The organism is Serratia sp. CY47444 (assembly GCF_052168635.1).
GTDB lineage: Bacteria > Pseudomonadota > Gammaproteobacteria > Enterobacterales > Enterobacteriaceae > Serratia > Serratia bockelmannii.
Genome location: NZ_JBJNMH010000001.1, coordinates 816,348 through 839,501 on the forward strand (window position 1 = coordinate 816,348; position 23,154 = coordinate 839,501).

Below are 23,154 nucleotides of genomic sequence, written 5' to 3' on the forward strand. Positions count from 1 at the left end.
ATGAACGCGCCCCTTCTTAACGGCCAGGTGGCGGTGATCGGCGCCGGCACCATGGGCATCGGCATCGCCCAGGTGGCCGCTGCCGCCGGCCATCCGGTGCGACTGTTCGACATCGCGCCCGCCGCCGCCCAGCGCGCGATCGACGATCTCGCTCGCCGCCTGCGCCAGCGGGTAGACGGCGGCAAGGCCGACGCCGCGACCACCGAAGCGCTGCTGGCGCGCCTCGAACGCGCCGACTCCCTCGAGCAGCTGGCCGACTGCGCGCTGGTGATTGAAGCGGTGGCGGAAAATCTGGCCATCAAACAGGGCCTGTTCCGCGATCTGGAGGCGCTCTGCTCGCCCACGACGCTGTTCGCCAGCAATACCTCTTCGCTGTCGATCACCGCCATCGCCGGGGCACTGCAACACCCGGAACGCATGGCCGGGCTGCACTTCTTCAACCCGGCGCCGCTGATGAAGCTGGTGGAGATCGTCAGCGGTCTGGAGACCGGCGCCGAGACCCTCGCCGCGCTGCAGGCCCTGGCGCAGCGCTGGGGTAAGCAGAGCGTCGTGTGCCGCTCGACGCCGGGATTTATCGTCAACCGCGTGGCGCGGCCGTTCTATGCCGAAACCCTGCGCGCGCTGGAGGAACGGGTAGCCGACGCCGCCACGCTGGACGCGGTATTGCGCGACGCCGGCGGTTTCGCCATGGGCCCGCTGCAGTTGACCGATCTGATCGGCCAGGACGTCAATTACGCCGTGACCGAATCGGTATATCAGGCCTTTTATCAGGATCCGCGTTTCACCCCCTCACTGGTGCAGCAGGAGCTGGTGGCCGCCGGGCGCCTCGGCCGCAAATCCGGCCGCGGCTTCTACCGCTACGACGCGCAACGGCCCGCCGCAGAGATGATCGCCTTTGCGCCGCCGGCGCAGGCCGCGCCGCCGCAACGCGTCACGCTGCACGGCGACTGGTCTTCGCTGGCCGATTTGGCGGAACTGTTGATCGAAAATGCGGGGGCGATCAAACAACCTGGCCAGACCAGCCCGTACCTCACGATCGACGACGTTACAATGATGTTAACCAATGGTAAAACCGCCGGCCAACTGGCCGACGAACGTGGAACGCCCGTGGTGCTGTTCGATCTCTGTGCCGACTATGCGCATGCCTCCGCCATCGCCATCAGCTGCGCTGCGCAAAACGGCGCGCAACACAATGCCAACGCGATTCGCCTGCTGCAGTCCCTCGGCAAGCAGGTCATTCAACTGCCGGATTATCCCGGCCTGCTGACGATGCGCACTCTGGCCATGCTGGCCAACGAAGCGCTCGACGTGGTGAACAAAGGCGTCGCCGGCGCCGAAGATACCGATCTGGCGATGCTGCGCGGCGTCAACTATCCGCGCGGCCCGCTGGCCTGGGGCGCCGCACTCGGCTGGCGCCACATTCTGACGACGCTGGAAAACCTGCAACGCTATTACGGCGAAGCGCGCTATCGCCCGATGCCACTGCTGCGCCGCTACGCTTCCCCCGCCTCTTTCTCAGGAGCCGAACGATGAACGCCAATACGCCGCGCGCGCTGGCTCAGCGCTGCGCCGAACAGATGTTCCAGCAAGATACCTGCGCTCAGGCGATGGGGATGCATATCGACGCCGTCGATGCAGGGTACGCACAGGTCAGCATGACCGTCGGCCCGCAGATGCTCAATGGCCACCAGACCTGCCACGGCGGCCAGCTGTTCAGCCTGGCGGATACCGCCTTCGCCTACGCCTGCAACAGCCAGGGATTGGCGGCGGTGGCCTCCGGCTGCAGCATCGATTTCGTCCGCCCGGCACTGGCCGGCGATCGCCTCACCGCCAGCGCGGCGGTGCGCCACCAAGGCAAAGCCACCGGGCTGTACGACGTCGAGATCGTCAACCAACTGGGCAAAACCGTCGCCTGGTTCCGCGGCCGCGCGCACCGCCTCGGCCACAGTATTTTAGGAGATCAGGCATGAATCAGGCATTTATCTGCGACGGCGTGCGCACCCCGATCGGTCGCTATGGCGGCGCGCTGGCCCAGGTGCGCGCTGACGATCTCGCCGCCCTGCCGCTGCGCGTGCTGCTGGAACGCCATCCGCAGGTGGATTGGGCGCAGTTGGACGACGTGATCCTCGGCTGCGCCAACCAGGCCGGGGAAGACAACCGCAACCTGGCACGCATGGCGCTGCTGCTGGCCGGAGTGCCGATCGGCGTTTCCGGCACCACGGTGAACCGCCTGTGCGGTTCGGGCCTGGATGCGCTGGCGATGGCGGCGCGCAGCATCAAGGCCGGCGACGCCGGGTTGCTGCTGGCGGGCGGCGCGGAATCGATGACCCGTGCGCCGCTGGTGATGGGCAAGGCCGACAGCGCCTTCAGCCGCCAGGCGCAGCTGTACGACACTACCCTCGGCTGGCGCTTCGTCAATCCGCGGATGCAGGCCGAGTTCGGCACCGATTCGATGCCGGAGACCGCCGAAAACGTCGCGGCGCAGTTCAACATCAGCCGCGCCGATCAGGACGCCTTTGCGCTGCGCAGCCAGCAGCGCGCCGCCCGGGCGCAGGCGCTGGGTCACCTGGCGCAGGAGATAGCGCCGGTCAGCCTCACCGGTAAAAAAGGCGCGGTCACCCTGTTCAGCCAGGATGAACACCCGCGCGCCGACACCACCTTCGAGCAGTTGCAGGCGCTGAAAACCCCGTTCCGTCAGCCCGGCAGCGTCACCGCCGGCAACGCCTCGGGCCTGAACGACGGCGCGGCGGCGCTGATCGTCGCCTCTGAAGCGATGGCGGCGCGCCAGGGGCTGACGCCGCGGGCGCGCATCGTCGCCACCGCCACCTGCGGCGTAGAGCCGCGGCTGATGGGCATCGGCCCGCTGCCGGCCACCCGCAAGGTGCTGGAGATCGCCGGGCTGAGCCTGGCGCAGATGGACGTCATCGAATTGAACGAAGCGTTCGCCGCCCAGGCGTTGGCGGTGATGCGCCAGCTTGGCCTGCCGGACGATGCCCCACAGGTTAACCCCAACGGCGGCGCGATCGCTCTGGGGCATCCGTTGGGCATGAGCGGCACGCGCCTGGCGCTAGCCGCCCTGTTTGAACTGGAACGGCGAGCCGGCCGCTACGCCCTGTGCACCATGTGCATCGGCGTAGGCCAAGGCATCGCCATGATCATTGAGCGTGTCTGACCCCTGAGGCTAACCATGACAATAAATCCACAGCCCCTCGAAACGATCGAATTCGCCTCGCGCGATGAGATTGAAGCGTTGCAGTTGGCGCGTCTGAAGTGGACGCTGCACCACGCCTACGACAATGTGCCGATGTACAAACGCAAATTCGACCAGGCCGGCGTACACCCCGACGATCTCAAACAGCTGAGCGATCTGGCGCGCTTCCCCTACACCACCAAGCAGGATCTGCGCGACAACTACCCGTTCGACACCTTCGCGGTGCCGATGGAACAGGTGGTGCGCATCCACGCCTCCTCGGGCACCACCGGCCGCCCGACGGTGGTCGGTTACACCCAGCGCGACATCGATAATTGGGCCGATATCGTCGCCCGCTGCCTGCGCGCCGGCGGCGCCACCGCCAAAGACAAGGTGCACGTCGCCTACGGCTACGGCCTGTTCACCGGCGGCCTCGGCGCGCACTACGGCGCAGAGCGGCTCGGCGCGACGGTGATCCCGATGTCCGGCGGCCAGACGGAGCGCCAGGCGCAGCTGATCCTCGACTTCAAGCCCGACATCATCATGGTGACGCCGTCCTATTGCCTGACGCTGATCGACGAACTGGAGCGCAAAATGGGCGGCGATGCGCGCGGCTGCTCGCTGCGGCTCGGCGTGTTCGGCGCCGAACCCTGGACCGAAGCCCTGCGCCACGAGATCGAAACCCGCATGGGCATCAAGGCGCTGGATATTTACGGCCTGTCGGAAGTGATGGGGCCGGGCGTAGCGATGGAGTGTCTGGAGAGCGGCGGTGGCCCGACCATTTGGGAAGACCACTTCCTGCCGGAGATCATTTGCCCGGAAACCGGCATTGCCCTGCCGGACGGCGAACACGGCGAACTGGTGTTCACCACCCTGACCAAAGAGGCGCTGCCGGTGATCCGCTACCGCACCCGCGATCTTACTCGGCTGCTGCCGGGCGACGCGCGCCAGATGCGCCGCATGGGCAAGATCACCGGCCGCTCCGACGACATGCTGATCATTCGCGGTGTCAACGTCTTCCCGTCGCAGGTGGAAGAGCAGATCATGCAGTTCGAGCAGTTGTCGCCGCACTACCAGCTGCAGGTCAGCCGCAGCGGGCATCTGGACACGCTGGCGGTGCGCGTCGAGCTGAAAGAATCGGCGCTCAGCCTCAGCCACCAGCAGCGTTGCGATATCTGCCACCAGTTGCGCCACCACATCAAATCGATCGTGGGCGTCAGCACCGACGTCAGCATCGCCAACTGCGGCGATATTCCGCGCTCGGAAGGCAAGGCGCAGCGCGTGGTCGATCTGCGGCCGCGCTGAGGCGCACGGCGTCACGGATGACGCCGCCCCAAATTAGGCGTAATGTTATGGCTCATCGAAGGCTAACCCATGGAAAAATATGGAACATAAACTGGATGAGTTCATTCGCCATGCCGTCGACGCGCAGCCGATCAGCGGCACCTCGCTGATCATTTCGCTGTACGGCGACGCGCTCAGCCACCGCGGTGGCGAAGTGTGGCTCGGCAGCCTGAGCGCGCTGCTGGAGGCCTTCGGTTTCGGCGATCGCTTCGTGCGCACCTCGGTGTTCCGCCTGCAGAAAGAGGGTTGGCTGGCGGTGGAGAAAATCGGCCGCCGCAGCTTCTACCGCGTGACCGAGCAGGGAATGCGCCAGTTCCGCCACGCCGAATCGAAAATCTATCTGCGCGAGCAGCCCGCCTGGGACGGCAAGTGGGAGCTGTTGCTGCTGGAATGCGCCGAAAAAAACGCGCGCGCACGGCTGAAAAAAGAGCTGGGCTGGCTCGGGTTCGGGCAGATCGCCAACAACCTGATGGCCGCCCCCACCCATGCGCAGACCGACGTGACGGCGCTGCTCGGCGAACTGAACGCCAGCGAGCAGGTGATCTACTTTCGCGCCGATTACCCCTACAATCGCTCCGAGCAAACCCTGCAAAAATTGGTGGCCGACTGCTGGTCGCTCAGCGATGTGGCGGCCGGCTATCACGAGTTTATCGTCTCCTTCCGGCCGCTGATGGCGCTGCTGCGCGAAGTTGACCCGGCGGCGCTGACGCCGCTGCGCGGTTTCCAGATTAAGCTATTATTGATTCACTTCTTCCGTCGCGTGGTGTTGAAAGATCCGCTGCTGCCGGACGCGCTGCTGCCCGCGCAGTGGGAGGGCCAGATCGCCCGCAACCTGTGCATCAATCTTTATCAGCAGGTCGATCGCGCCGCGACGGAGTACGTCAGCGCGCTGGCGGAGACCACCATCGGCGCCCTGCCCGCACCGGCCGCCGGCTACTATCGGCGCTTCGGCGGCCTGCCGCGCGACCCTACATTTTAAGGAACTCACGCTATGCCTGTGTATCAGATTGACGGCCTGACGCCGGTCGTTGACCCAAGCAGTTACGTGCACCCGACGGCGGTGCTGATCGGCGACGTGATCGTCGGCAAACACGTGTATATCGGCCCGAACGCCAGCCTGCGCGGCGATTTTGGCCGCCTGGTAATCTGCGACGGCGCCAACATTCAGGACAACTGCGTGATGCACGGCTTCCCGCAGCAGGACACGGTGGTGGAAGAAGACGGCCATATCGGCCACGGCGCCATCCTGCACGGCTGCCGCATTCGCCGCAACGCGATGGTGGGCATGAACGCGGTGGTGATGGACGGTGCGGAGATCGGCGAGAACACCATCGTCGGCGCGATGGCGTTCGTCAAAGCCGCGGCGGTGATCGAAGCCAACAAGCTGGTGGTCGGCAGCCCGGCGCGCGTGCTGCGCGATCTGACCGAACAGGAGCTGGCCTGGAAGATCGCCGGCACCCGCGAGTATCAGGATCTGGTACAGCGCTGCAAATCCTCGCTGCACGAAGTGGCGCCGCTGACCGAAATCGAACCGGGCCGCCAACGCCTGAGCTTCGGCGACCACCTGATCCCGAAAAGCCAGCTTTAATCCCCGGGGCTGAGATGCGCCTCAGCCCCTCCCCTTATTACTCCACCTCCGGCGCCTTGAACGGCGACGGTGTAGCCGCGTGGCGGCTCTGGAAGTGATAAGCCACCACCAGCAGCAAGGTGAACGGAATACCGAACCACAGCGTCATGCGGAAGAATTCGGTAAACGCCGTCGAGATCATCAGCGCCGCCATCAGCCCGGCGCCGAGCAAGGTGGTATAAGGAAAGCCCCACATGCGGAACTTCAGGTGGGTCTGCCGATGCCGGCGGCGGAAGAACAGGTGGGTGACGAAAATCATCAGCCAGGTAAAGCAGGCGCCATACACCGAGATAGACATCATGGCGGCGAACGAGGTTTCCGGCGCCACCAGGCTCAGCACGATGGACACCACGATACCGATGCACGACATCGCCAACGCATTGACCGGAATGCCGCGCCGGCTGACGCGCCCCAATGCCGCCGGCGCCTGCCCGGCACGCGACAGCGAGAACATCATGCGGGTGGTGATGTACAGCTGGCTGTTCATTGCCGACAGCGCTGCCACCAGCACGATAAAGTTGAAAATACCGGCGGCGGCGGGCAGATGGATCACGTTCATCGCCATCAGGAACGGGCTTTCGCCGGTGCCGGACTGGCGCCAGGGCACGATGGCCAGCATCAGGGCGATCGACAGCATGTAGAAGATGAACAGCCGCACGATGGTGCCCTTGAACGCCGCCTTCACCGCAATCACCGGATTTTTCGCCTCGCCGGCGGCCACCGCAATCATTTCAATGCTCAGGTAGCTGAAGATGGACACGATCACCGCGAACCACATGCCCTTGACGCCAAACGGCATGAAGCCGCCGGCGGTCAGGTTGCGCAGGCCGTAGGCCGGGTTGCCCGAGAATGCCAGAATGCCGATGCCGATCAGAATAAACGCCACGATCGCCGTCACTTTGACGGTGGACAGCGCGTATTCCACCTGGCCGAACGACTTCACCCCGATCACGTTGACGACGATCACCGCCGCCGAGAACAGCAGCACCCACGGCCAGGTCGGCGTCGCCGGGAACCAGAACTGCATGTACATGCCGATGGCGGTGACTTCGGTACCCACCGCCAGCACCACACAGGACCAGTAAGAATAACGCACCAGAAAACCGAACAGCGGGCCGAGATAGAATTCGGCGTAGTCGCCGAACGAGCCGGGCGTCGGGTGTTCGGAGGTCATCTCCGCCAGGCTGCCCATCAGCAGCAGCGCAATGACGCCGCCGATCAGGTAGCTCAACAATACCGACGGCCCCGCCATCTGAATGGCGTAGGCGCTGCCGAGAAACAGCCCGGTGCCGATGGCGCCGCCGATCGCCAGCATCGACATCTGCCCGGCGGTAAGATGCTTGTTCAACCCGCCCTGACGGCGGGCGATATGCTCAAAATCATTCATCTGTGGCATGGCTGGGTTCCCGAGCGGAGTTAGGCGGTACGGGTGACGTCGAGAATGGCGGCGGTCACGTAGTCAATGTTGCCGGGATTGAGCCCCGGCAGGCACATGCGGCCGGGCGAGACCAGATAGATGGCATAGCGCTGCCGCAGGGTCTGCAGCTGCGCTTCGTTCAGGCCGGTATAGCTGAACATGCCGCGCTGATCGCGAATACGCCGGTGATCCAGCGAAGAGCCACCCTGCGCCAGCCCGGCGGCCAGCTGTTCACGCATTTGCTTGATGCGAGAGCGCATTTCTGCCAGCTCATTGCGCCAAAGCTCGCCAAGTTCGGCGTCGCCGAGCAGGGTTTCCACGATCTGGCTGCCGTGCGTCGGCGGGCAGGAGTAGCTGCGGCGGATCAGCGTTTTTAACGCCCCTTTGACGTTGGCGGCATTTTCCGCGTCGGCGCAGCGCACCGACAGCGCGCCCAGACGCTGGCCGTACAGCGCGACGTTTTTGGAAAACGAATTGCAGACCAAAAACGGCAGATCGGTTTTCAGCGCTTCGCGCAACGCAAAGCAGTCCTCCTCCAGCCCGTCGCCGAAGCCCTGATAGGCGATGTCGAACAGCGGCAGCAGGCTGCGTCGCTGCAGCACGGCGAGCGTAGCGCGCCACTGCTCCGCCGTCAGATCGGTGCCGGTCGGGTTATGGCAACAAGGATGCAACAGGACCACGCTGCCGGGCGGCAGGCTGTCCAACGCGTCGAGCATGGCGGCGAAACGCAGGCCGCCCGCCGCTTCATCAAAGTAGGGATAGGTATTCACCCGCAGCCCGGCGCCTTCGAAAATCGCCCAGTGATTGGCCCAGGTGGGATCGGACACCCAAATTTCACCGCGCGCCAGAAAGTGGCGCAAAAAATCCGCCGCCAGCTTCAACGCGCCGGAGCCGCCGACGGTCTGCACCGTGGCGATCTCGGCCGCCTGTTGCTCGCCGAACAGCAGCGCCTGCACCTGGCGAGCGAACTGCGGCGAACCTTCGATCGGCGGGTAGCCGTGCGGGCGGCGCAGCGCCAGCAACCGCTGCTCGGCGGCCTCGACCGCCTGCATCAGCGGAATATTTCCCTGCCGGTCGTAATACAGACCGATACCTAAATTCACTTTCTGCGGATTGGGGTCCTGCAAATAAGCTTCCATCAGCGACATAATAGGATCGGCCGCGGAAGGTGCAATCTGTTTAAACATGACGCATCCTTAACTCGTTATTGAATTAATATAAAGACGAACTTAAGAAGAAATTAAATCAGGCGATGGCGCTGACGGTAATTTCTATTTTCATTCCCGGCACCACCAATTTTTCGACAATAACCGTGGAGCGGTTGGGATAAGGATAATTAAAGTATTTCCGGTAAATCTCATCGAGACATTTAACGTCGTTGACGTCGGTAAGATACACGATCACCTGCAGCACCTTATCGCTGTGGCTGCCCGCCGCCTTCAACGTCTGCGCCAGGTTATCGAAGGTTAACGCAATCTGTCGCTCCGGCGCGCCGGTCTCGATGCTGCCGTCCGCCCGCACCGGGCCGTGGGCGGTAAACAGCATACCGCCGCCCCGGGTGGCCCAGGAAAAAGGCTGGCCGATCTCCGGCAGCCCGGTCTCTACGATCTCGCGCATGTCAGTGGTTTCCGTGGTGGTCAAGTTGGCGAAGCAGCGCGCCGTCGGCGGCGAACAACGCATCCAGAATGGTGAAATGATTGGCGCCGGGCACCGCGACCAGTTCTGCAGACAACCCGCGTTGGCGGAGCGCCGCGTGATAGTGTTGCGACTGGCCGATCAGCTCCGGCAGCTCCAATGCGCCGTAATACAGCGTGAGCGGCTTGCCGCGCACCGGGAGCCGGCGCGCCGGGCTGAGCGTTTCAATCTGCCGCGCGGTCAGCTGCAGCGCCCGATTGATATAGCTTTCTTGCAGCGGCGCCAGTTCGAACAGGCCGCTGATGGGAAAGACCGCATCCACCAGCGCATGCTGCTGCCAAAACGCCGCCAGATGGCCGCCGGCGGAATGGCCACACAGATGCACCGGATAGGCATAGTGCAGCGGCAGACGGCGCTGAATGGCATCAAGCGCCACCCCCACCTGGCGGCAAATAGCGTCAAGATTAACCGCCGGTGCCAGCGCATATTCCACCAGCACCACGTCAAAACCCAACGCCAACGGCCCGGCGGCGATAAAGGCGAAATCCGCCTTATCGCAAAATTGCCAATAGCCGCCGTGAATAAAAATTAACGTCCCCTGGTGCTGCTTTGCAGAATAGAGCCAATCCAATGTTTCGCGTTCACTTTCGCCATACGCAATATTCTTTTCATGTTTTGCCTGATGATAAATAGCCGCACTGCGGGTTTGGAATGAAGCCAAAATAGCATCTTCATTATCCACCGCAGCGCCATTATCATAACTCCCCGCAAGTTGTTTCATATATTAAACTTCGTTTATTATTTAAGATATAAATTAACTATTAGCACCGGCAACATTATTGTCAAGACGGGCGCATCAGCAATGCGCGCCCGGTAAAATAAAATAACGCCGGCGGCGAAAAAGTTTAGCCCATGAAACTTTTTGCGCTTATTTCCCCCGCTCGTTCGGCTGAATTTGCGGCAAGGCGCTGAGCCGTTCAAATGCATAATCCCAGAAGGCGCGCACCTTCAGCGGCATGCGCTGCGCCTGCTGCGCCACCAGCTGTACCGGCATCGGCAACGGCTCATGATCCGCCAGCAGCCGCACCAGCGTACCGGCGGCCAAATCGTCCGCCACCTGATACGAGAGCAGGCGAGCGATGCCTTTGCCGGCGCGCACCGCCAGCAGTTGCGCTTCCACGTCGTTGAGCAACAGCCGGGGGGCCAATCGCACCCGCTCGCCGTTTTCCTGCGGGCCGAAGCGCCATTCGCGCAGCGACGGCCGCTGGGTGCCAACGATGGTGGCATGCTCCGCCAGCTGCGCCGGTGAGCGCGGTTCCCCCCAACGCGCCAGATAATCCGGGCTGGCGACCGTCACCCGGCTGACCTGCCCCAACCGCCGCGCCACGCGCGAAGAGTCCTGCAGATGACCGATGCGCACCGCGATATCCAGTCCTTCGTCAATCAGATCGAGATTGCGATCGTTCAACACCATTTCGATCTGCATCTGCGGGTAGTCATCGAGAAACGCCATCACCACCGGCGCCACGTAGCGGCGACCGAACTGCACCGGCGAAGTGACGCGCAGCAAGCCGCTCAGCTGCGCTTCGGCGGTATCCTGCACCACCGCCTGATAATCCTGCAGCAGCTGTTGCGCGCGCTCCAGCAGCCGCATACCCGCTTCGGTGGGCGCCAGCCGCCGGGTCGTTCGCTCCACCAATCGGGTGCCGAAACGCTGTTCCAGCGCGGCGATCGCCCGGGTGATCGCCGGCGCCGAACGCCGCAGTTTGCGCCCGGCCGCCGCCAGGCTGCCTTGCTGCACCACCGCCACGAAGATCGCCAACTCGTCTAACCGATCCATAGATTCTTCCGAAAAGTGAAATTATCAATTTCCACATTGCCGGATTTCGCTCGTTCAACGCAAGAGTATGCTGACAAAAAGCACTGAGGAGAAACGCCATGTCCACCATCACACTCTACGGCACCCCGCTTTCCGGCCACGTTCATCGCGTGGCGTTGCTACTGCGTATGCTGGCGCTGCCCTATGCATGGGTCGAAGCCTCGGCGGACGTACGGCAGAGCGCAGCCTTCCGCCGGCTCAATCCGTTCGGCCAGATCCCGGTCTTACAGGATGGCGATCTGACGCTGGCCGATAGCAACGCCATTCTGGTCTATCTGGTGAAGCGCTATGCGCCGGACAGTCACTGGCTGCCGGAACAGCCGGCGGCGGCCGCGCGGGTGCAGGCCTGGCTTTCCAAAGCCGCCGGTGAAGTTCGCTACGGCCCGGCCTCTTGCCGACTGATCGCCCAATTCGCGGTGCCGGAGGATTATCAGGCGGCGCGGGCGGTCAGCGATCGTTTTCTGCCGCAGATGGAACTGCATCTGAGCGAGCGGGACTACCTGGCCACCGAACAGCCCACCATCGCCGATCTGGCCTGCCACAGCTACGTAGCGGTCGCGGCCGAAGGCGGCATTTCGTTGGCGCCTTACCCTGCGATACGGCGCTGGGCGGCGCGCATCGTTGCACTGCCCGGCTTCTTTGCCATGCCGGCCCTGCCGGAACCGGCGGCGAGCTGACGCCATGATCCCGCAACTGTTCCATCCGGATGAGCTGCGCGCACAGACGCTGGCCGGGTTTGGCGGCGTAGGCGGCGGCATCTACCCCGCGATGCCGGATCAGCACCGCGCGTTTTTCGCCGCGCTGCCCTACCTGTTCGTCGCCACGCTGGATGAACAAGGCTGGCCCATCGCCACCCTGTTTACCGGCCCGCCCGGATTTTTACGCACGCCGGACGACACGCATTTACGCATCAGCGCGCCGCGCCGCAGCGACGATCCCGCCCAGGCACTGTTGCTGCCCGGCAAGCCGGTCGGCGCGCTGGGGCTGGATTTCAGCAACCGGCGGCGCAACCGCGCCAACGGCGCCGTCAGCCGCACCGACAAAAACCGGGTGGAAATCCTCGTTCAGCAAAGCTTCGGCAACTGCCCGCAGTACATTCAGCGCCGCGAACTCTACCCGGTGGACAGCCGGCCGCAGCCGGTTGAGCATTTAGCCTCGCTGGATGCGGCGGCGCAGGCGCTGATCCGCGCCGCGGACACCTGCTTCGTCGCCAGCGGCGCGCACCTGGCACTGGCGCAGGGCGGCGTGGATATTTCCCATCGCGGCGGCCGCCCCGGCTTTATCCATCTGGAAGGCGACACGCTGTGGATGCCGGATTTTCGCGGCAACCGCTACATGAACACGCTGGGCAATCTGCTGGCCGAACCGCGGGCGGCGCTGCTGTTCATCGATTTTAAACGCGGCGACGTGCTGCATCTGCAGGGGGAAACGCAGATCCTCTGGCAAACGGAGGGGCATCCCGCCGTTGAAGGCGCAGAACGCTATTGGCGGTTTGACGTGCGCCGCGCCTGGCGTTTTGCGGCAGCGCTGCCGTGGCGGGGACGAAATCTGGAGTATTCGCCGGCAACGCTGGCGACCGGGGTGTGGCACCGCTGAAATGAAAAGCCCCGCTGCGGCGGGGCTGGATCGGAAATTACAGGCTGTGTTCGGCCGCCGATGCGGCCTGATAAAGCTGACGAAAATAATTCAACCGCGCAAAGAACAGGCGGCTTTGCTGCTCCGACATATTGCCGGCCACCTGCCCGGCGTCAATCTGCCGCCCTTGCCATTCCATCAGAGCGATGCTCGACGCCAAAAAATCCATTTCGCTGCCGTAGGCCGCGAGATGTCTGTCCACTGATTTCATCATTCGCACACTCCTTTTAATTACATCGAAAAGGGTCATATGCCTGCTCTTTCAGTATCGGCCCGACGGAGGATATTTTTTGTACAGAAGGTGCGCATAAAGAAAACGACCATCTTGTTGCCGCGCGGGCAAACGGCGGCGGCAAAATTTGCTAGGGTAAAGGGTAGCCGTATGGGATAGACCACTCTGTTGAACTCAGGAAAGAAGGAAGAGACTCATGAGCACCAGCATCTGCGCTACCCTCAAGGATCCCACGCTGTTCCGCGAGGCCAACTACATCGACGGGCAATGGTTGCCGGCCCAGGAAGGCCGTTCGATCGCCATTCATAACCCCGCCAACGGAGAACGGGTCGGCCACGTACCGGCCTTCGGCGCCGAAGAAACCGCTCGCGCCATCGCCGCCGCCAGAAAAGCGCTGCCCGCCTGGCGCGCGCTGACCGCCAAAGAGCGCGCCGGCAAGCTGCGGCGGCTGTTTGAATTGATGATGGAAAATCAGGAAGATCTGGCGCGCATCATGACGGCGGAACAGGGCAAACCGCTGGCCGAAAGCCGCGGTGAAATCGCCTATGCCGCCTCCTTTATCGAATGGTTCGCCGAAGAAGGCAAACGGGTCTACGGCGACACCATTCCGCAGCCGCAGGCCGGTCGCCGCATCATCGTGCAAAAAGAGCCGATCGGCGTGTTCGCGGCCATCACCCCGTGGAACTTCCCGGCGGCGATGATCACCCGCAAAGCCGGCCCCGGCTGGGCCGCCGGCTGCACCGGGGTGATCCGCCCCGCCAGCCAGACCCCGTTCTCGGCGCTGGCGATCGCCGTGCTGGCGGAGCGCGCCGGGCTGCCAGCCGGGGTATGCAACGTGATAACAGGCCCCAGCAAAGGCATCGGCGGCGAACTCACCGCCAACCCGGACGTGCGCAAACTCTCCTTCACCGGCAGCACCGAGGTCGGCGCGCAGCTGCTGGCCCAGTGTGCGCCCACCATCAAGAAAACCAGTATGGAGCTGGGCGGCAACGCGCCGTTTATCGTGTTTGATGACGCCGATCTGGACGCCGCCGTGGCCGGCGCGGTCGCCTCAAAATACCGCAACGCCGGCCAGACCTGCGTCTGTACCAACCGTTTTCTGGTGCAGGACGGCGTATATGATGCGTTCGCCGCCAAGCTGAAAGCCGCCGTCGCCAAGCTGAAAGTCGGCAACGGCCTGGATGATGGCGTCACCATCGGCCCGTTGATTAACTCGGACGCGGTGGAGAAAGTGCGCGAGCATATCGCCGACGCCGTCGAGCACGGCGCCTCGGTGCTGTTGGGCGGCAAGCCTGACGCGCTGGGCGGCAATTTCTTCACCCCGACTATCCTGACCGACGTGCCGCGCACGGCGAAAATCTTCCGTGAGGAGACGTTCGGCCCGGTGGCGCCCTTGATCCGCTTCAGCCAGGAAGCCGACGCCGTCGAACTGGCCAACGACACGCCGTTCGGCCTGGCCGCTTACTTCTACAGCCGCGACATCGGCCGGGTGATGCGCGTGGCCGAAGCGCTGGAGTACGGCATTGTCGGCATCAACGAAGGGCTGATCTCCACCGAGGTGGCGCCGTTCGGCGGCATGAAGCACTCCGGTTTGGGCCGCGAAGGCTCAAAATACGGCATCGAGGACTATCTCGAAATCAAATACCTGTGCCTCGGCGGTTTGGGCGCCTGATGTGAGGGCCCCCCGCGCCTGCGGGGGCCCTGTCTGGCGGTTTTGGGGAGCCTTTGCTACCTTTAGGCATCTTTTCAGCGGTTAAAAGGAATTGCCTCTATGCAGCCCCTCTCGGTACATCTGCCCGATTTTTACGTCGCCGGCCAGACAATCAGAACCACCAATCAGGACGAAACCCAGCCCGAGACGGCTAAAATCCCCGCGCTGTGGTCAGACTTTTTCGCCACCTCGCCCGCCATGCCGGTTTACGGGGTCTACTCCAACTACGCCTCCGACGCCAGCGGGCCGTTTGATGTCACCGCCGGCAGTGAGGCACAGAGCGGTTTGCACATCCAACCTGGCCGCTATCTGGTGTTCCAGGCCCGAGGCGCCATGCCGGCGGCGGTCATCGAAGGCTGGCAAGCCATCTGGGCCTACTTCGAGCAACACCCGGAAATCGAACGTCGCTTCCTGACCGACTTCGAAGCCTATACCGGCCCCGACGCGGTCGATATCCATATCGGCTGCCGCTAACGCGACAGTGAGGTCAACAATGATGACGCTCTCCCCCGCCATTCCGATCCTGCGTATCTTTTCCGTCGACAAGGCCAAAGAGTTTTATCTGGATTTTCTCGGTTTCACGCTGGCGTGGGAGCACCGCTTCAGCGAAGACCTACCGCTGTACATGCAGGTGACCCGCACCGGGCTGACGCTGCACCTGAGCGAACACTACGGCGACAGCACGCCCGGCGCCGCCATTTTCATCCCGGTGCACGATATCGACGCGCTGCACCGGGAGCTCACGGCCAAAAACTATCGCTATGCCCGGCCGGGCCTGGAGATTGTCGATTGGGGCAAAGAGCTGAACCTCACCGATCCGTTCGGCAACCGCCTGCGGTTTTGCGAACAGAGCCCCCCGGCCTGATCGGCGTTATGGCCGGTAGTCCGCCTCGCTGACCGGCTCCAGCCAGGTCACCGGGCTGCCGTCCACCGCTTCGGCGATGGCGATATGGGTCATGGCAGTGTCCGGTGTCGCACCGTGCCAGTGTTTGACGTCAGCCGGTATCCAAACGATATCGCCGGGATGCATCTCCTGCGTCTTCTCGCCCCACATCTGGATCCACCCGCGCCCCTGAGTGACGATCAGCGTCTGGCCGAGCGGATGCGTATGCCATGCCGTGCGGGCGCCGGGTTCGAAGGTGACGGTCGCGCCGCCCACCCTGGCCGGCGCGTCACCGGCGAACGGCGCGTCGATGCGTACCTGCCCGGTAAAGTAATCCGCCGAACCGCGCTGTGATGGGATAGAACCGCTGCGTTGTATTTTCATCTGCCGTGTCCTCCGCGCCGGCTCTCACAGCCGGCGCTGATAATCATGAGTGAGTGATGCCAAGATAGCGCCATGCTTTTCCGGCGACTAGCGGGTAAAATGCGCAAGGAGCTATGAGCTCAATTCATAAATCTACGCGCGACAGCGCCCCAACCTTGCTCTCCGGTGCCGGTATGTTGAAAGAAAACTTTAACGATCTGATCGCTTTCCTGATGGTGGCCAGGGAGCGCAGCTTCACCAAAGCGGCGGCGCAGCTTGGGGTTTCCCAATCGGCACTCAGCCACGCTATTCGCGGCCTGGAAGAACGCCTGGCGCTGCGTTTGCTCACGCGCACCACTCGCAGCGTCGCCCCCACCGAGGCCGGTGAGCGGCTGCTCAACAGCATTGGCCCGCGCTTGGCGGAGATTGAAAGCGAGCTGAACGCGCTGGGTGAAATGCGCGATCGGCCCGCCGGCAACATCCGCATCACCGCCGGCGAACACGCGGTGGATGCAGTACTGTGGCCGGTGCTGCGCACTTTTCTCGTCGATTACCCGGATATCAACGTGGAAATCACCGTCGACAACAGCCTGACCGACATCGTCGCCGGGCGATTCGACGCCGGAATCCGGCTGGGGGAACAGGTGGCGAAGGACATGGTCGCGGTGCGCATCGGGCCGGACATGCGCATGGTGCCCGTCGCCTCCCCTGACTATTTCGCCCGTTACGGCCTCCCCGCTACGCCGCAAGCGCTGCAAAACCATCGCTGCATCAACATGCGCCTGCCCACCCTCGGCGGGCTGTACGCCTGGGAATTTGCCCGCGATGGCCGGGAGATTAAAGTGCGGGTGGAGGGGCAACTGACCTTCAACAGCCTGCGCCAGCGAATCGACGCCGCGCAGCTCGGCCTCGGCATCGCCTTTGTGCCGGAAGATACCGTCGCCGAGCCGCTGGCCGACGGTCGGTTGCTGATGGCGCTGGACGACTGGTGCCCGCCGTTTCCCGGTTATTACCTCTATTATCCAAGCCGCAGGCAACACACTACCGCCTTTGCGCTGCTGATTGAGGCGCTGCGACGCGGGGCTTAACGCCCGACGTTCTTCTGCAGATGCGCCGGGTAACGATCGCCGATCACGTCGATAGCGGAGAGCGCACGCTCGATCGCGCCCAGTTCGTCCGCCGCCAACACCACCGACGCCGCCGCAAAGTTTTCTTCCAGCCGGTGACGCTTGGTGGTTCCCGGGATCGGCACGATCCACGGCTGCTGGGCCAGCAGCCAGGCCAGGGCGATCTGCGCCGGCGTCACGCCTTTGCGCTGCGCTATCTGCCCCAGCACGCTCACCAGCGCCTGATTGGCCCGGCGCGCTTCGGCGCTGAAGCGCGGCACCAGGTTGCGAAAATCGCCGCTGTCAAAGGTGGTGTCCTCGGTAATGGCACCGGTGAGAAAGCCCTTGCCGAGCGGGCTGAACGGCACCAGACCGATGCCCAGCTCTGCCAGCGTCGGCAAGATTTCACGCTCCGGCTCGCGCCACCACAGCGAATATTCGCTTTGCAGCGCCGTGACCGGCTGCACCGCGTGAGCTCGCCGAATGGTTTGCGCACCGGCTTCCGACAGGCCGAAATACTTCACTTTCCCTTCGCGAATCAGTTGCTGCACCGTACCGGCCACCTCTTCGATAGGCACCTCAGGATCGACACGGTGCTGATACAGCAAATCGATCGTCTCTATCCGCAGGCGCTTCAACGAGCCTTCCACCGCCTGGCGAATATGCTCCGGACGGCTGTTCAACACCTGCTGCCCCGCCGGCTGCGGCAGATCGAAACCGAACTTGGTGGCGATGACGACCCGATCGCGCACCGGCGCCAGCGCTTCGCCCAACAATTCCTCGTTGGTGAACGGACCATAAATCTCGGCGGTATCGAAGAACGTCACGCCCTCGTCAACCGCGGCACGGATCAGATCGACCGCCTGCCGTTTGTCGGTGGCCGGGCCGTAGCCAAAGCTCAGTCCCATACAGCCCAACCCCAACGCCGAGACTTCCAGCCCTTCGCGCCCCAATTTGCGTGTTTGCATCTTCACTCTCCCACTGATTGATACCGGCCCCGCGTGACGCGGAGCCATTCCGGTGTGGTGACTGTAAAACGCGACTGCCGCCATGACTATGGGGCGAAATACGCTTGAGCTTATGAGCCAGGCTCATGAATCCGTTAACCGTCGCTGGGACCGGAGTTTTTGCGGGAACGTTCCTGCCCGAGATACTCTATACTGATATCAGGATGCCTTACCCTTTTCGTTTAGCGTCATGTAGATGGAGCGACAGATGGCTAACTCTGAATCGACTTGCAATTCCCTTTCAATACCAGTGGCAGATTTATTCCATGACCAATAAGAAAAGCGCCGTGCTTACCCCGGCTGCAATGCTATTGCTACATCCCATGTTTGCCAGTCAGGCGCTGGCGGCAGAAAATAATGAAGAGAAAAGCGACACCCTGGTGGTGATGGCGCAACCCACCGGATTGACCGAGCTGGGATCGCCGGTGTCCGTCAGCGTGATCGACGGCCAGGACCTGCGCAACGCCGCACCGCAGATTAACCTGTCGGAAAACCTCGGCAGCGTGCCGGGCCTGCAGCTCCAAAACCGGCAAAACTATGCGCAGGATCTGCAGCTGTCGATACGCGGATTCGGCAGCCGATCGATGTTCGGCGTGCGCGGGGTGCGCATGTACGTCGACGGCATTCCCGCCACCATGCCCGACGGCCAGGGACAAACCTCCAACATCGACATCAACTCCGTCGAGCGCATCGAGGTGCTGCGCGGCCCCTATTCCGCGCTGTACGGCAACGCTTCGGGCGGGGTGATAAACGTTGACACCCAGACCGGCACCCAGCCGCCAACGCTGGAGGCCGGCGGCTATTTCGGCAGCGACAATACCTGGCGCTATGGGGTGAAAGCGACCGGCGCCACCGGCGACGGTACCCAGGCCGGCGACGTCAACTACGCCATCTCGGGCACCCGCTTCACCACTCAGGGCTACCGCGATCACAGCGCCGCGCGGAAAAACCTCGGCAACGGCAAGCTCGGTGTGCGGCTGGACGACGTCAGCACCCTGACGCTGATGTTCAACAGCGTCTCAATCGATGCCGGCGATCCGGGCGGCCTGACCGAGGCAGAGTGGAAGGAAAACCCGCGCCAGGCGCCGCGCGCGGATCAATTTAACACCCGCAAGTCGCTCGATCAGACCCAGGCCGGCCTGCGCTATCAGCGCCAGATGAGCGAGCGCGACGAACTGACGCTGACTGCCTACCACGGCGAGCGCCACACCACGCAGTACCAGTCCATCCCGATGGGGCCACAGCTCAACCCCACCCACGCCGGCGGGGTGATCGTGCTGGAAAGAAAATATCAGGGCATTGACACTCGCTGGAAGCATGAGGATACTCTCGCATCGTTACCGGTAACACTGATCGGCGGTCTGGATTATGAAACCATGACCGAACGCCGCCAGGGGTTCGAAAACTTTATTCTGCGAGACGGCACTGTGGACTACGGCGAGAAAGGCGACCAGCGGCGCAACGAGAAGAACCGTATCTGGAACCTGGATCCTTACCTGCAAACCTCCTGGCAACTGACGCCGCGCTGGACGCTGGACGCCGGCCTGCGCTACAGCACCGTCAGCTTCGACTCGACCGACTATTACATCACGCCGCGCAACGGCGACGACAGCGGCAGCAAACGCTACCACCAGTGGCTGCCGATGGGCTCGCTCAACTACAAGATCAACCCGGCGTGGAACGTCTATCTCTCCGCCGGCCGCGGCTTTGAAACCCCGACCATCAACGAGCTCTCCTACCGCCCCGACGGCCAGACAGGCCTCAATATCGGCCTGCAGCCGTCCACCAGCGATACCGTCGAACTGGGCAGCAAGCTGCGCCTCGGCAACGGCCTGGTGAGCGCTGCGCTGTTCCAGACCGATACCGACAACGAGCTGGTGGTGGCGGAAAGCAGCGGCGGACGCACCAGCTACGCCAACGCCGGCAAAACCCGGCGGCGCGGCCTGGAGCTGGCGCTGGATCAAGAGTTCGCGCTGGACTGGCGCCTGCATATGGCCTGGACGCTGCTGGACGCCACCTACCGCAGCGAAATGTGCGGTAAATCCGGCTGTACCCCCGCCGGCAATCACCTGCCAGGCATCGCCCGCAACATGGGCTACGCCTCGCTGGCCTTTGCACCGCCGGAAGGCTGGCACGCCGGCGCGGAACTGCGCTACATGAGCGACATTCAGGCCAACGACGCCAACAGCGCGCAGGCCCCCTCTTACACCGTGGCCGGCGTAAACGCCGGTTATCGCTTTACCTGGAACCGCTGGGCGCTGGACGTGTTCAGCCGGGTGGACAATATTTTCGACCGCCGTTACGTCGGTTCGGTGATCGTCAACGAAGGCAATGGCCGCTATTTCGAGCCGGCGCCGGGTCGCAACTGGGGTGGCGGCGCCACCTTGTCTTACCGCTTTGAATAAGGCAAAGCACCTTAAGGTTAAAAGACGGGATGGGTTTTACGTCACCCTAGCGGCTTCCCGCTGAAATAATAGGGAGAAACCGCGTGTTTTTTCCGATTTGGCTTAATCTCTAAATCGGGGACTTTCATTTTTGGTAAGGGTATTGCTATGCAAAATAAAGCGTCACTATCGCCGCTTATCGTCATAACGGCGCTGTTTGCCGCGCTGAGCGGGCTTTATCTGCTCGGCGGCGGCATCTGGCTGGCCAAGTTGGGCGGTTCGCTGTATTACATCATCGCCGGGCTGGTGCTGCTGGCGACCTCCTGGCTGCTGTTCCGCCGCCGCGCCACCGCGCTGCTGCTGTACGCGGTGTTCCTGCTGGGCACCACTATTTGGGCCCTGTGGGAAGTCGGCCCGGACTTCTGGGCGCTGACGCCGCGCCTGGACGTCACCTTCTTCTTCGGCCTGTGGCTGGTGCTGCCGTTTATCTACCGTAAGCTGGTCGCCAACGGCAAATTCGCCTACGGTGCGCTGAGCGCGGCGCTGGCGATCACCGTCATCGCACTGGCCTATGCCGTATTCAACGATCCGCAAGAGATCAACGGCACCCTTGACGCCGCGCAGGTCCAGCCGAAAGACGCCACCGGCGCCGACTGGCCGGCCTATGGTCGCACCCAGGAAGGCACCCGTTACTCGCCGCTGAGCCAGATCAACGACAAAAACGTTGGCCAGCTGCAAGAAGCCTGGCGTTTCCAGACCGGCGATCTGAAGACCGCCAACGATCCGGGTGAGATCACCAACGAAGTCACGCCGATCAAGATCCGCGATACCCTTTACATGTGTACGCCGCACCAGAAGCTGTTCGCGCTGGATGCCGCCACCGGTAAAGAAAAGTGGAAATTTGATCCGCAGCTGAAGTACAACCCGACCTTCCAGCACATCACCTGCCGCGGCGTGTCTTACCACGAAACCGCTGCAGCCGCGGGCGCCGCCGGCGATGCCGCACCGGCGATGTGCGCACGCCGCATCATTCTGCCGGTCAACGACGGCCGCCTGTTCGCGCTGGACGCCGAAACCGGCAAACCGTGCCCGGACTTCGCCAACAACGGCGAGCTGAACCTGCAGAGCAACATGCCGTATGCGACGCCGGGCCACTACGAGCCGACCTCGCCGCCGGTGATCACCGATAACGTGATCGTCGTTGCCGGTGCCGTGACCGACAACTACTCCAACCGTGAGCCTTCCGGCGTGATCCGCGGCTTCGACATCAACAGCGGCAAGCTGCTGTGGGCCTTCGATCCGGGCGCGAAAGATCCGAACGCCATCCCGGCGGACGAGCACCATTTCGTGCCGAACTCGCCGAACTCTTGGGCGCCGGCCGCCTATGACGCCAAGCTGGATATCGTCTATCTGCCGATGGGCGTCGCCACGCCGGACATCTGGGGCGGCAACCGCACCCCGGAAATGGAGCGCTACGCCAGCGGCCTGCTGGCGCTGAACGCCTCCACCGGCAAACTGGCCTGGTTCTATCAGACGGTCCACCACGACCTGTGGGATATGGACGTGCCGGCGCAGCCGACCCTGGCGGACATTACCGACAAGAGCGGTAAAAAAGTGCCGGTGATCTATGTGCCGACCAAAACCGGCAACATCTTCGTGCTGAACCGCACCAACGGCGAGCTGGTGGTGCCGGCGCCGGAGAAACCTGTACCTCAGGGCCCGGCCAAAGGCGACCGCCTGTCACCGACCCAGCCGTTCTCCGAGCTGACCTTCCGTCCTGAGAAGAAGCTGACCGGCGCCGACATGTGGGGCGCGACCATCTATGACCAGTTGGTCTGCCGCGTGATGTTCCACAGCCTGCGCTATGAAGGCACCTTCACCCCGCCTTCCGAGCAGGGCACGCTGGTGTTCCCGGGTAACCTGGGCATGTTCGAGTGGGGCGGCCTGGCCGTCGATACCGATCGCGAAATCGCCATCGCCAACCCGATCGCGCTGCCGTTCGTGTCCAAACTGATCCCGCGCGGCCCAGGCAACCCGATTGAGCCGCCGGAAGGCGACAAAGGCGGCAGCGGCACCGAGTCCGGCGTACAGCCGCAGTATGGCGTGCCGTTCGGCGTTACCCTGAACCCGTTCCTGTCACCGTTCGGCCTGCCGTGCAAACAGCCGGCCTGGGGTTACATTTCCGCCGTGGATCTGAAAACCAACGACATCGTGTGGAAAAAACGCATCGGCACCGTGCGCGACAGCTCACCGCTGCCACTGCCGTTCAAAATGGGCATGCCGATGCTGGGCGGCCCGGTAACCACCGCCGGTAACGTGTTCTTCATCGGCGCCACCGCTGACAACTACCTGCGCGCTTTCAGCGTGACCAACGGTGAAAAACTGTGGGAAGCACGCTTGCCGGCCGGCGGCCAGGCGACGCCGATGACCTATGAGGTCAATGGCAAGCAGTACGTGCTGATCTACGCCGGTGGCCACGGTTCCTTCGGCACCAAGCTGGGCGACTATGTGATCGCTTACGCCCTGCCCGATCAGAAGTAACCACCGCCGTTAGTACCTCGCAAAGCACGCCGCAAGGCGTGCTTTTTCTTTTCCCTCCCCGCTGACACCCCTCTCGCAATACCCTTAATTTTTTCACTTTCATTATTGATAATAGTTATCATTCGCAATATTATGAATGCATGGCCCCGGCAGCGGCCTGCAATCCTACTCCAGCTTAATGGTAATACTACGATCAGCCG

General features: G+C 63.1%; 22 protein-coding genes. 14 read left to right on the plus strand and 8 right to left on the minus strand.

The window, feature by feature from the left end; translation table 11 throughout:
• The 6 genes from ACJ8IL_RS03725 to paaY all read left to right on the plus strand — a co-directional run bounded on the left by ACJ8IL_RS03725 (position 1) and on the right by paaY (position 6,122).
• The gene (locus tag ACJ8IL_RS03725) at positions 1-1,533 is read left to right on the plus strand and encodes a 3-hydroxyacyl-CoA dehydrogenase (RefSeq protein ID WP_060433468.1); all 1,533 of its coding nucleotides are present in this window, start codon (positions 1-3) and stop codon (positions 1,531-1,533) included.
• Positions 1,530-1,970 carry a hydroxyphenylacetyl-CoA thioesterase PaaI gene (gene paaI, locus ACJ8IL_RS03730; protein WP_016927190.1) on the plus strand — a complete coding sequence of 147 codons (441 nt, stop codon included), beginning with the start codon at positions 1,530-1,532 and terminating at the stop codon, positions 1,968-1,970. Before ACJ8IL_RS03725 ends, paaI begins: the two co-directional genes overlap by 4 nt.
• A complete protein-coding gene (pcaF, locus tag ACJ8IL_RS03735) occupies positions 1,967-3,172 on the plus strand; it encodes a 3-oxoadipyl-CoA thiolase (RefSeq protein WP_173889973.1) in 1,206 nt (401 codons plus the stop codon). Before paaI ends, pcaF begins: the two co-directional genes overlap by 4 nt.
• A 15-nt stretch (positions 3,173-3,187) precedes the next feature.
• Positions 3,188-4,495 (plus strand): phenylacetate--CoA ligase PaaK, encoded by a 1,308-nt coding sequence (gene paaK, locus ACJ8IL_RS03740; RefSeq protein ID WP_016927188.1) that lies wholly within the window; start codon positions 3,188-3,190, stop codon positions 4,493-4,495.
• Positions 4,496-4,574: 79 nt separating this feature from the next.
• Positions 4,575-5,513, plus strand: coding sequence for a phenylacetic acid degradation operon negative regulatory protein PaaX (gene paaX / locus ACJ8IL_RS03745; protein WP_043140497.1), 939 nt, complete (start codon positions 4,575-4,577; stop codon positions 5,511-5,513).
• Between the two features lie 12 nt (positions 5,514-5,525).
• The gene (gene paaY / locus ACJ8IL_RS03750; RefSeq protein ID WP_021505794.1) at positions 5,526-6,122 is read left to right on the plus strand and encodes a phenylacetic acid degradation protein PaaY; all 597 of its coding nucleotides are present in this window, start codon (positions 5,526-5,528) and stop codon (positions 6,120-6,122) included.
• 37 nt (positions 6,123-6,159) lie between these two features.
• Here the strand turns inward: paaY and ACJ8IL_RS03755 are convergent, their stop codons facing one another.
• The 5 genes from ACJ8IL_RS03755 to ACJ8IL_RS03775 form a co-directional block, all read right to left on the minus strand.
• Positions 6,160-7,557, minus strand: a complete 1,398-nt coding sequence (locus ACJ8IL_RS03755) for an amino acid permease (protein ID WP_049203973.1) — start codon at positions 7,555-7,557, stop codon at positions 6,160-6,162.
• 20 nt (positions 7,558-7,577) lie between these two features.
• Entirely contained in the window at positions 7,578-8,765 is a 1,188-nt protein-coding gene (locus ACJ8IL_RS03760; protein WP_060433470.1) for an amino acid aminotransferase, read from the minus strand.
• A gap of 58 nt (positions 8,766-8,823) precedes the next feature.
• On the minus strand, positions 8,824-9,195 hold the full coding sequence (locus tag ACJ8IL_RS03765; RefSeq protein WP_049203975.1) for a RidA family protein: 372 nt from the start codon (positions 9,193-9,195) through the stop codon (positions 8,824-8,826).
• A 1-nt stretch (position 9,196) separates the two neighbouring features.
• Positions 9,197-9,994 carry an alpha/beta hydrolase fold domain-containing protein gene (locus ACJ8IL_RS03770; RefSeq protein WP_197810557.1) on the minus strand — a complete coding sequence of 266 codons (798 nt, stop codon included), beginning with the start codon at positions 9,992-9,994 and terminating at the stop codon, positions 9,197-9,199.
• 147 nt (positions 9,995-10,141) lie between these two features.
• Entirely contained in the window at positions 10,142-11,053 is a 912-nt protein-coding gene (locus ACJ8IL_RS03775) for a LysR family transcriptional regulator (protein ID WP_197781610.1), read from the minus strand.
• A 98-nt stretch (positions 11,054-11,151) separates the two neighbouring features.
• Here ACJ8IL_RS03775 and ACJ8IL_RS03780 point away from each other — a divergent pair, with 98 nt between their 5' ends.
• Together ACJ8IL_RS03780 and ACJ8IL_RS03785 are read left to right on the plus strand one after the other, a co-directional pair.
• Positions 11,152-11,769, plus strand: coding sequence for a glutathione S-transferase family protein (locus tag ACJ8IL_RS03780; protein WP_197781611.1), 618 nt, complete (start codon positions 11,152-11,154; stop codon positions 11,767-11,769).
• Positions 11,770-11,773: 4 nt separating this feature from the next.
• On the plus strand, positions 11,774-12,688 hold the full coding sequence (locus ACJ8IL_RS03785) for a pyridoxamine 5'-phosphate oxidase family protein (protein WP_197769093.1): 915 nt from the start codon (positions 11,774-11,776) through the stop codon (positions 12,686-12,688).
• 37 nt (positions 12,689-12,725) lie between these two features.
• Here the strand turns inward: ACJ8IL_RS03785 and ACJ8IL_RS03790 are convergent, their stop codons facing one another.
• Positions 12,726-12,941: a glycogen synthase gene (locus ACJ8IL_RS03790; protein WP_004935234.1), complete on the minus strand. Its 216-nt coding sequence runs from the start codon at positions 12,939-12,941 to the stop codon at positions 12,726-12,728.
• Between the two features lie 214 nt (positions 12,942-13,155).
• On the opposite strand from ACJ8IL_RS03790, the gene gabD reads away from it, so the two are divergent.
• The 3 genes from gabD (at position 13,156) to ACJ8IL_RS03805 (ending at position 15,535) form a co-directional block, all read left to right on the plus strand.
• Positions 13,156-14,631 (plus strand): NADP-dependent succinate-semialdehyde dehydrogenase, encoded by a 1,476-nt coding sequence (gabD, locus tag ACJ8IL_RS03795; protein WP_025303379.1) that lies wholly within the window; start codon positions 13,156-13,158, stop codon positions 14,629-14,631.
• 99 nt (positions 14,632-14,730) lie between these two features.
• Positions 14,731-15,144, plus strand: a complete 414-nt coding sequence (locus tag ACJ8IL_RS03800) for a GyrI-like domain-containing protein (protein ID WP_025303380.1) — start codon at positions 14,731-14,733, stop codon at positions 15,142-15,144.
• 22 nt (positions 15,145-15,166) lie between these two features.
• Complete coding sequence (locus ACJ8IL_RS03805; protein ID WP_164063126.1) at positions 15,167-15,535, plus strand: glyoxalase superfamily protein; 369 nt, start codon at positions 15,167-15,169, stop codon at positions 15,533-15,535.
• 6 nt (positions 15,536-15,541) lie between these two features.
• Here the strand turns inward: ACJ8IL_RS03805 and ACJ8IL_RS03810 are convergent, their stop codons facing one another.
• Positions 15,542-15,937 (minus strand): (R)-mandelonitrile lyase, encoded by a 396-nt coding sequence (locus ACJ8IL_RS03810; RefSeq protein ID WP_033643630.1) that lies wholly within the window; start codon positions 15,935-15,937, stop codon positions 15,542-15,544.
• 173 nt (positions 15,938-16,110) lie between these two features.
• On the opposite strand from ACJ8IL_RS03810, the gene ACJ8IL_RS03815 reads away from it, so the two are divergent.
• On the plus strand, positions 16,111-17,004 hold the full coding sequence (locus ACJ8IL_RS03815) for a LysR family transcriptional regulator (protein ID WP_043140030.1): 894 nt from the start codon (positions 16,111-16,113) through the stop codon (positions 17,002-17,004).
• Here the strand turns inward: ACJ8IL_RS03815 and ACJ8IL_RS03820 are convergent.
• Entirely contained in the window at positions 17,001-17,990 is a 990-nt protein-coding gene (locus ACJ8IL_RS03820) for an aldo/keto reductase (RefSeq protein ID WP_169540988.1), read from the minus strand. The two genes, ACJ8IL_RS03815 and ACJ8IL_RS03820, sit on opposite strands and share 4 nt — an antisense overlap.
• A 305-nt stretch (positions 17,991-18,295) precedes the next feature.
• On the opposite strand from ACJ8IL_RS03820, the gene pqqU reads away from it, so the two are divergent.
• Positions 18,296-20,434, plus strand: a complete 2,139-nt coding sequence (gene pqqU / locus ACJ8IL_RS03825; protein ID WP_025303385.1) for a TonB-dependent receptor PqqU — start codon at positions 18,296-18,298, stop codon at positions 20,432-20,434.
• 147 nt (positions 20,435-20,581) lie between these two features.
• The gene (locus tag ACJ8IL_RS03830) at positions 20,582-22,954 is read left to right on the plus strand and encodes a glucose/quinate/shikimate family membrane-bound PQQ-dependent dehydrogenase (RefSeq protein ID WP_025303386.1); all 2,373 of its coding nucleotides are present in this window, start codon (positions 20,582-20,584) and stop codon (positions 22,952-22,954) included.
• The last annotated feature ends 200 nt before the right edge of the window (positions 22,955-23,154 follow it).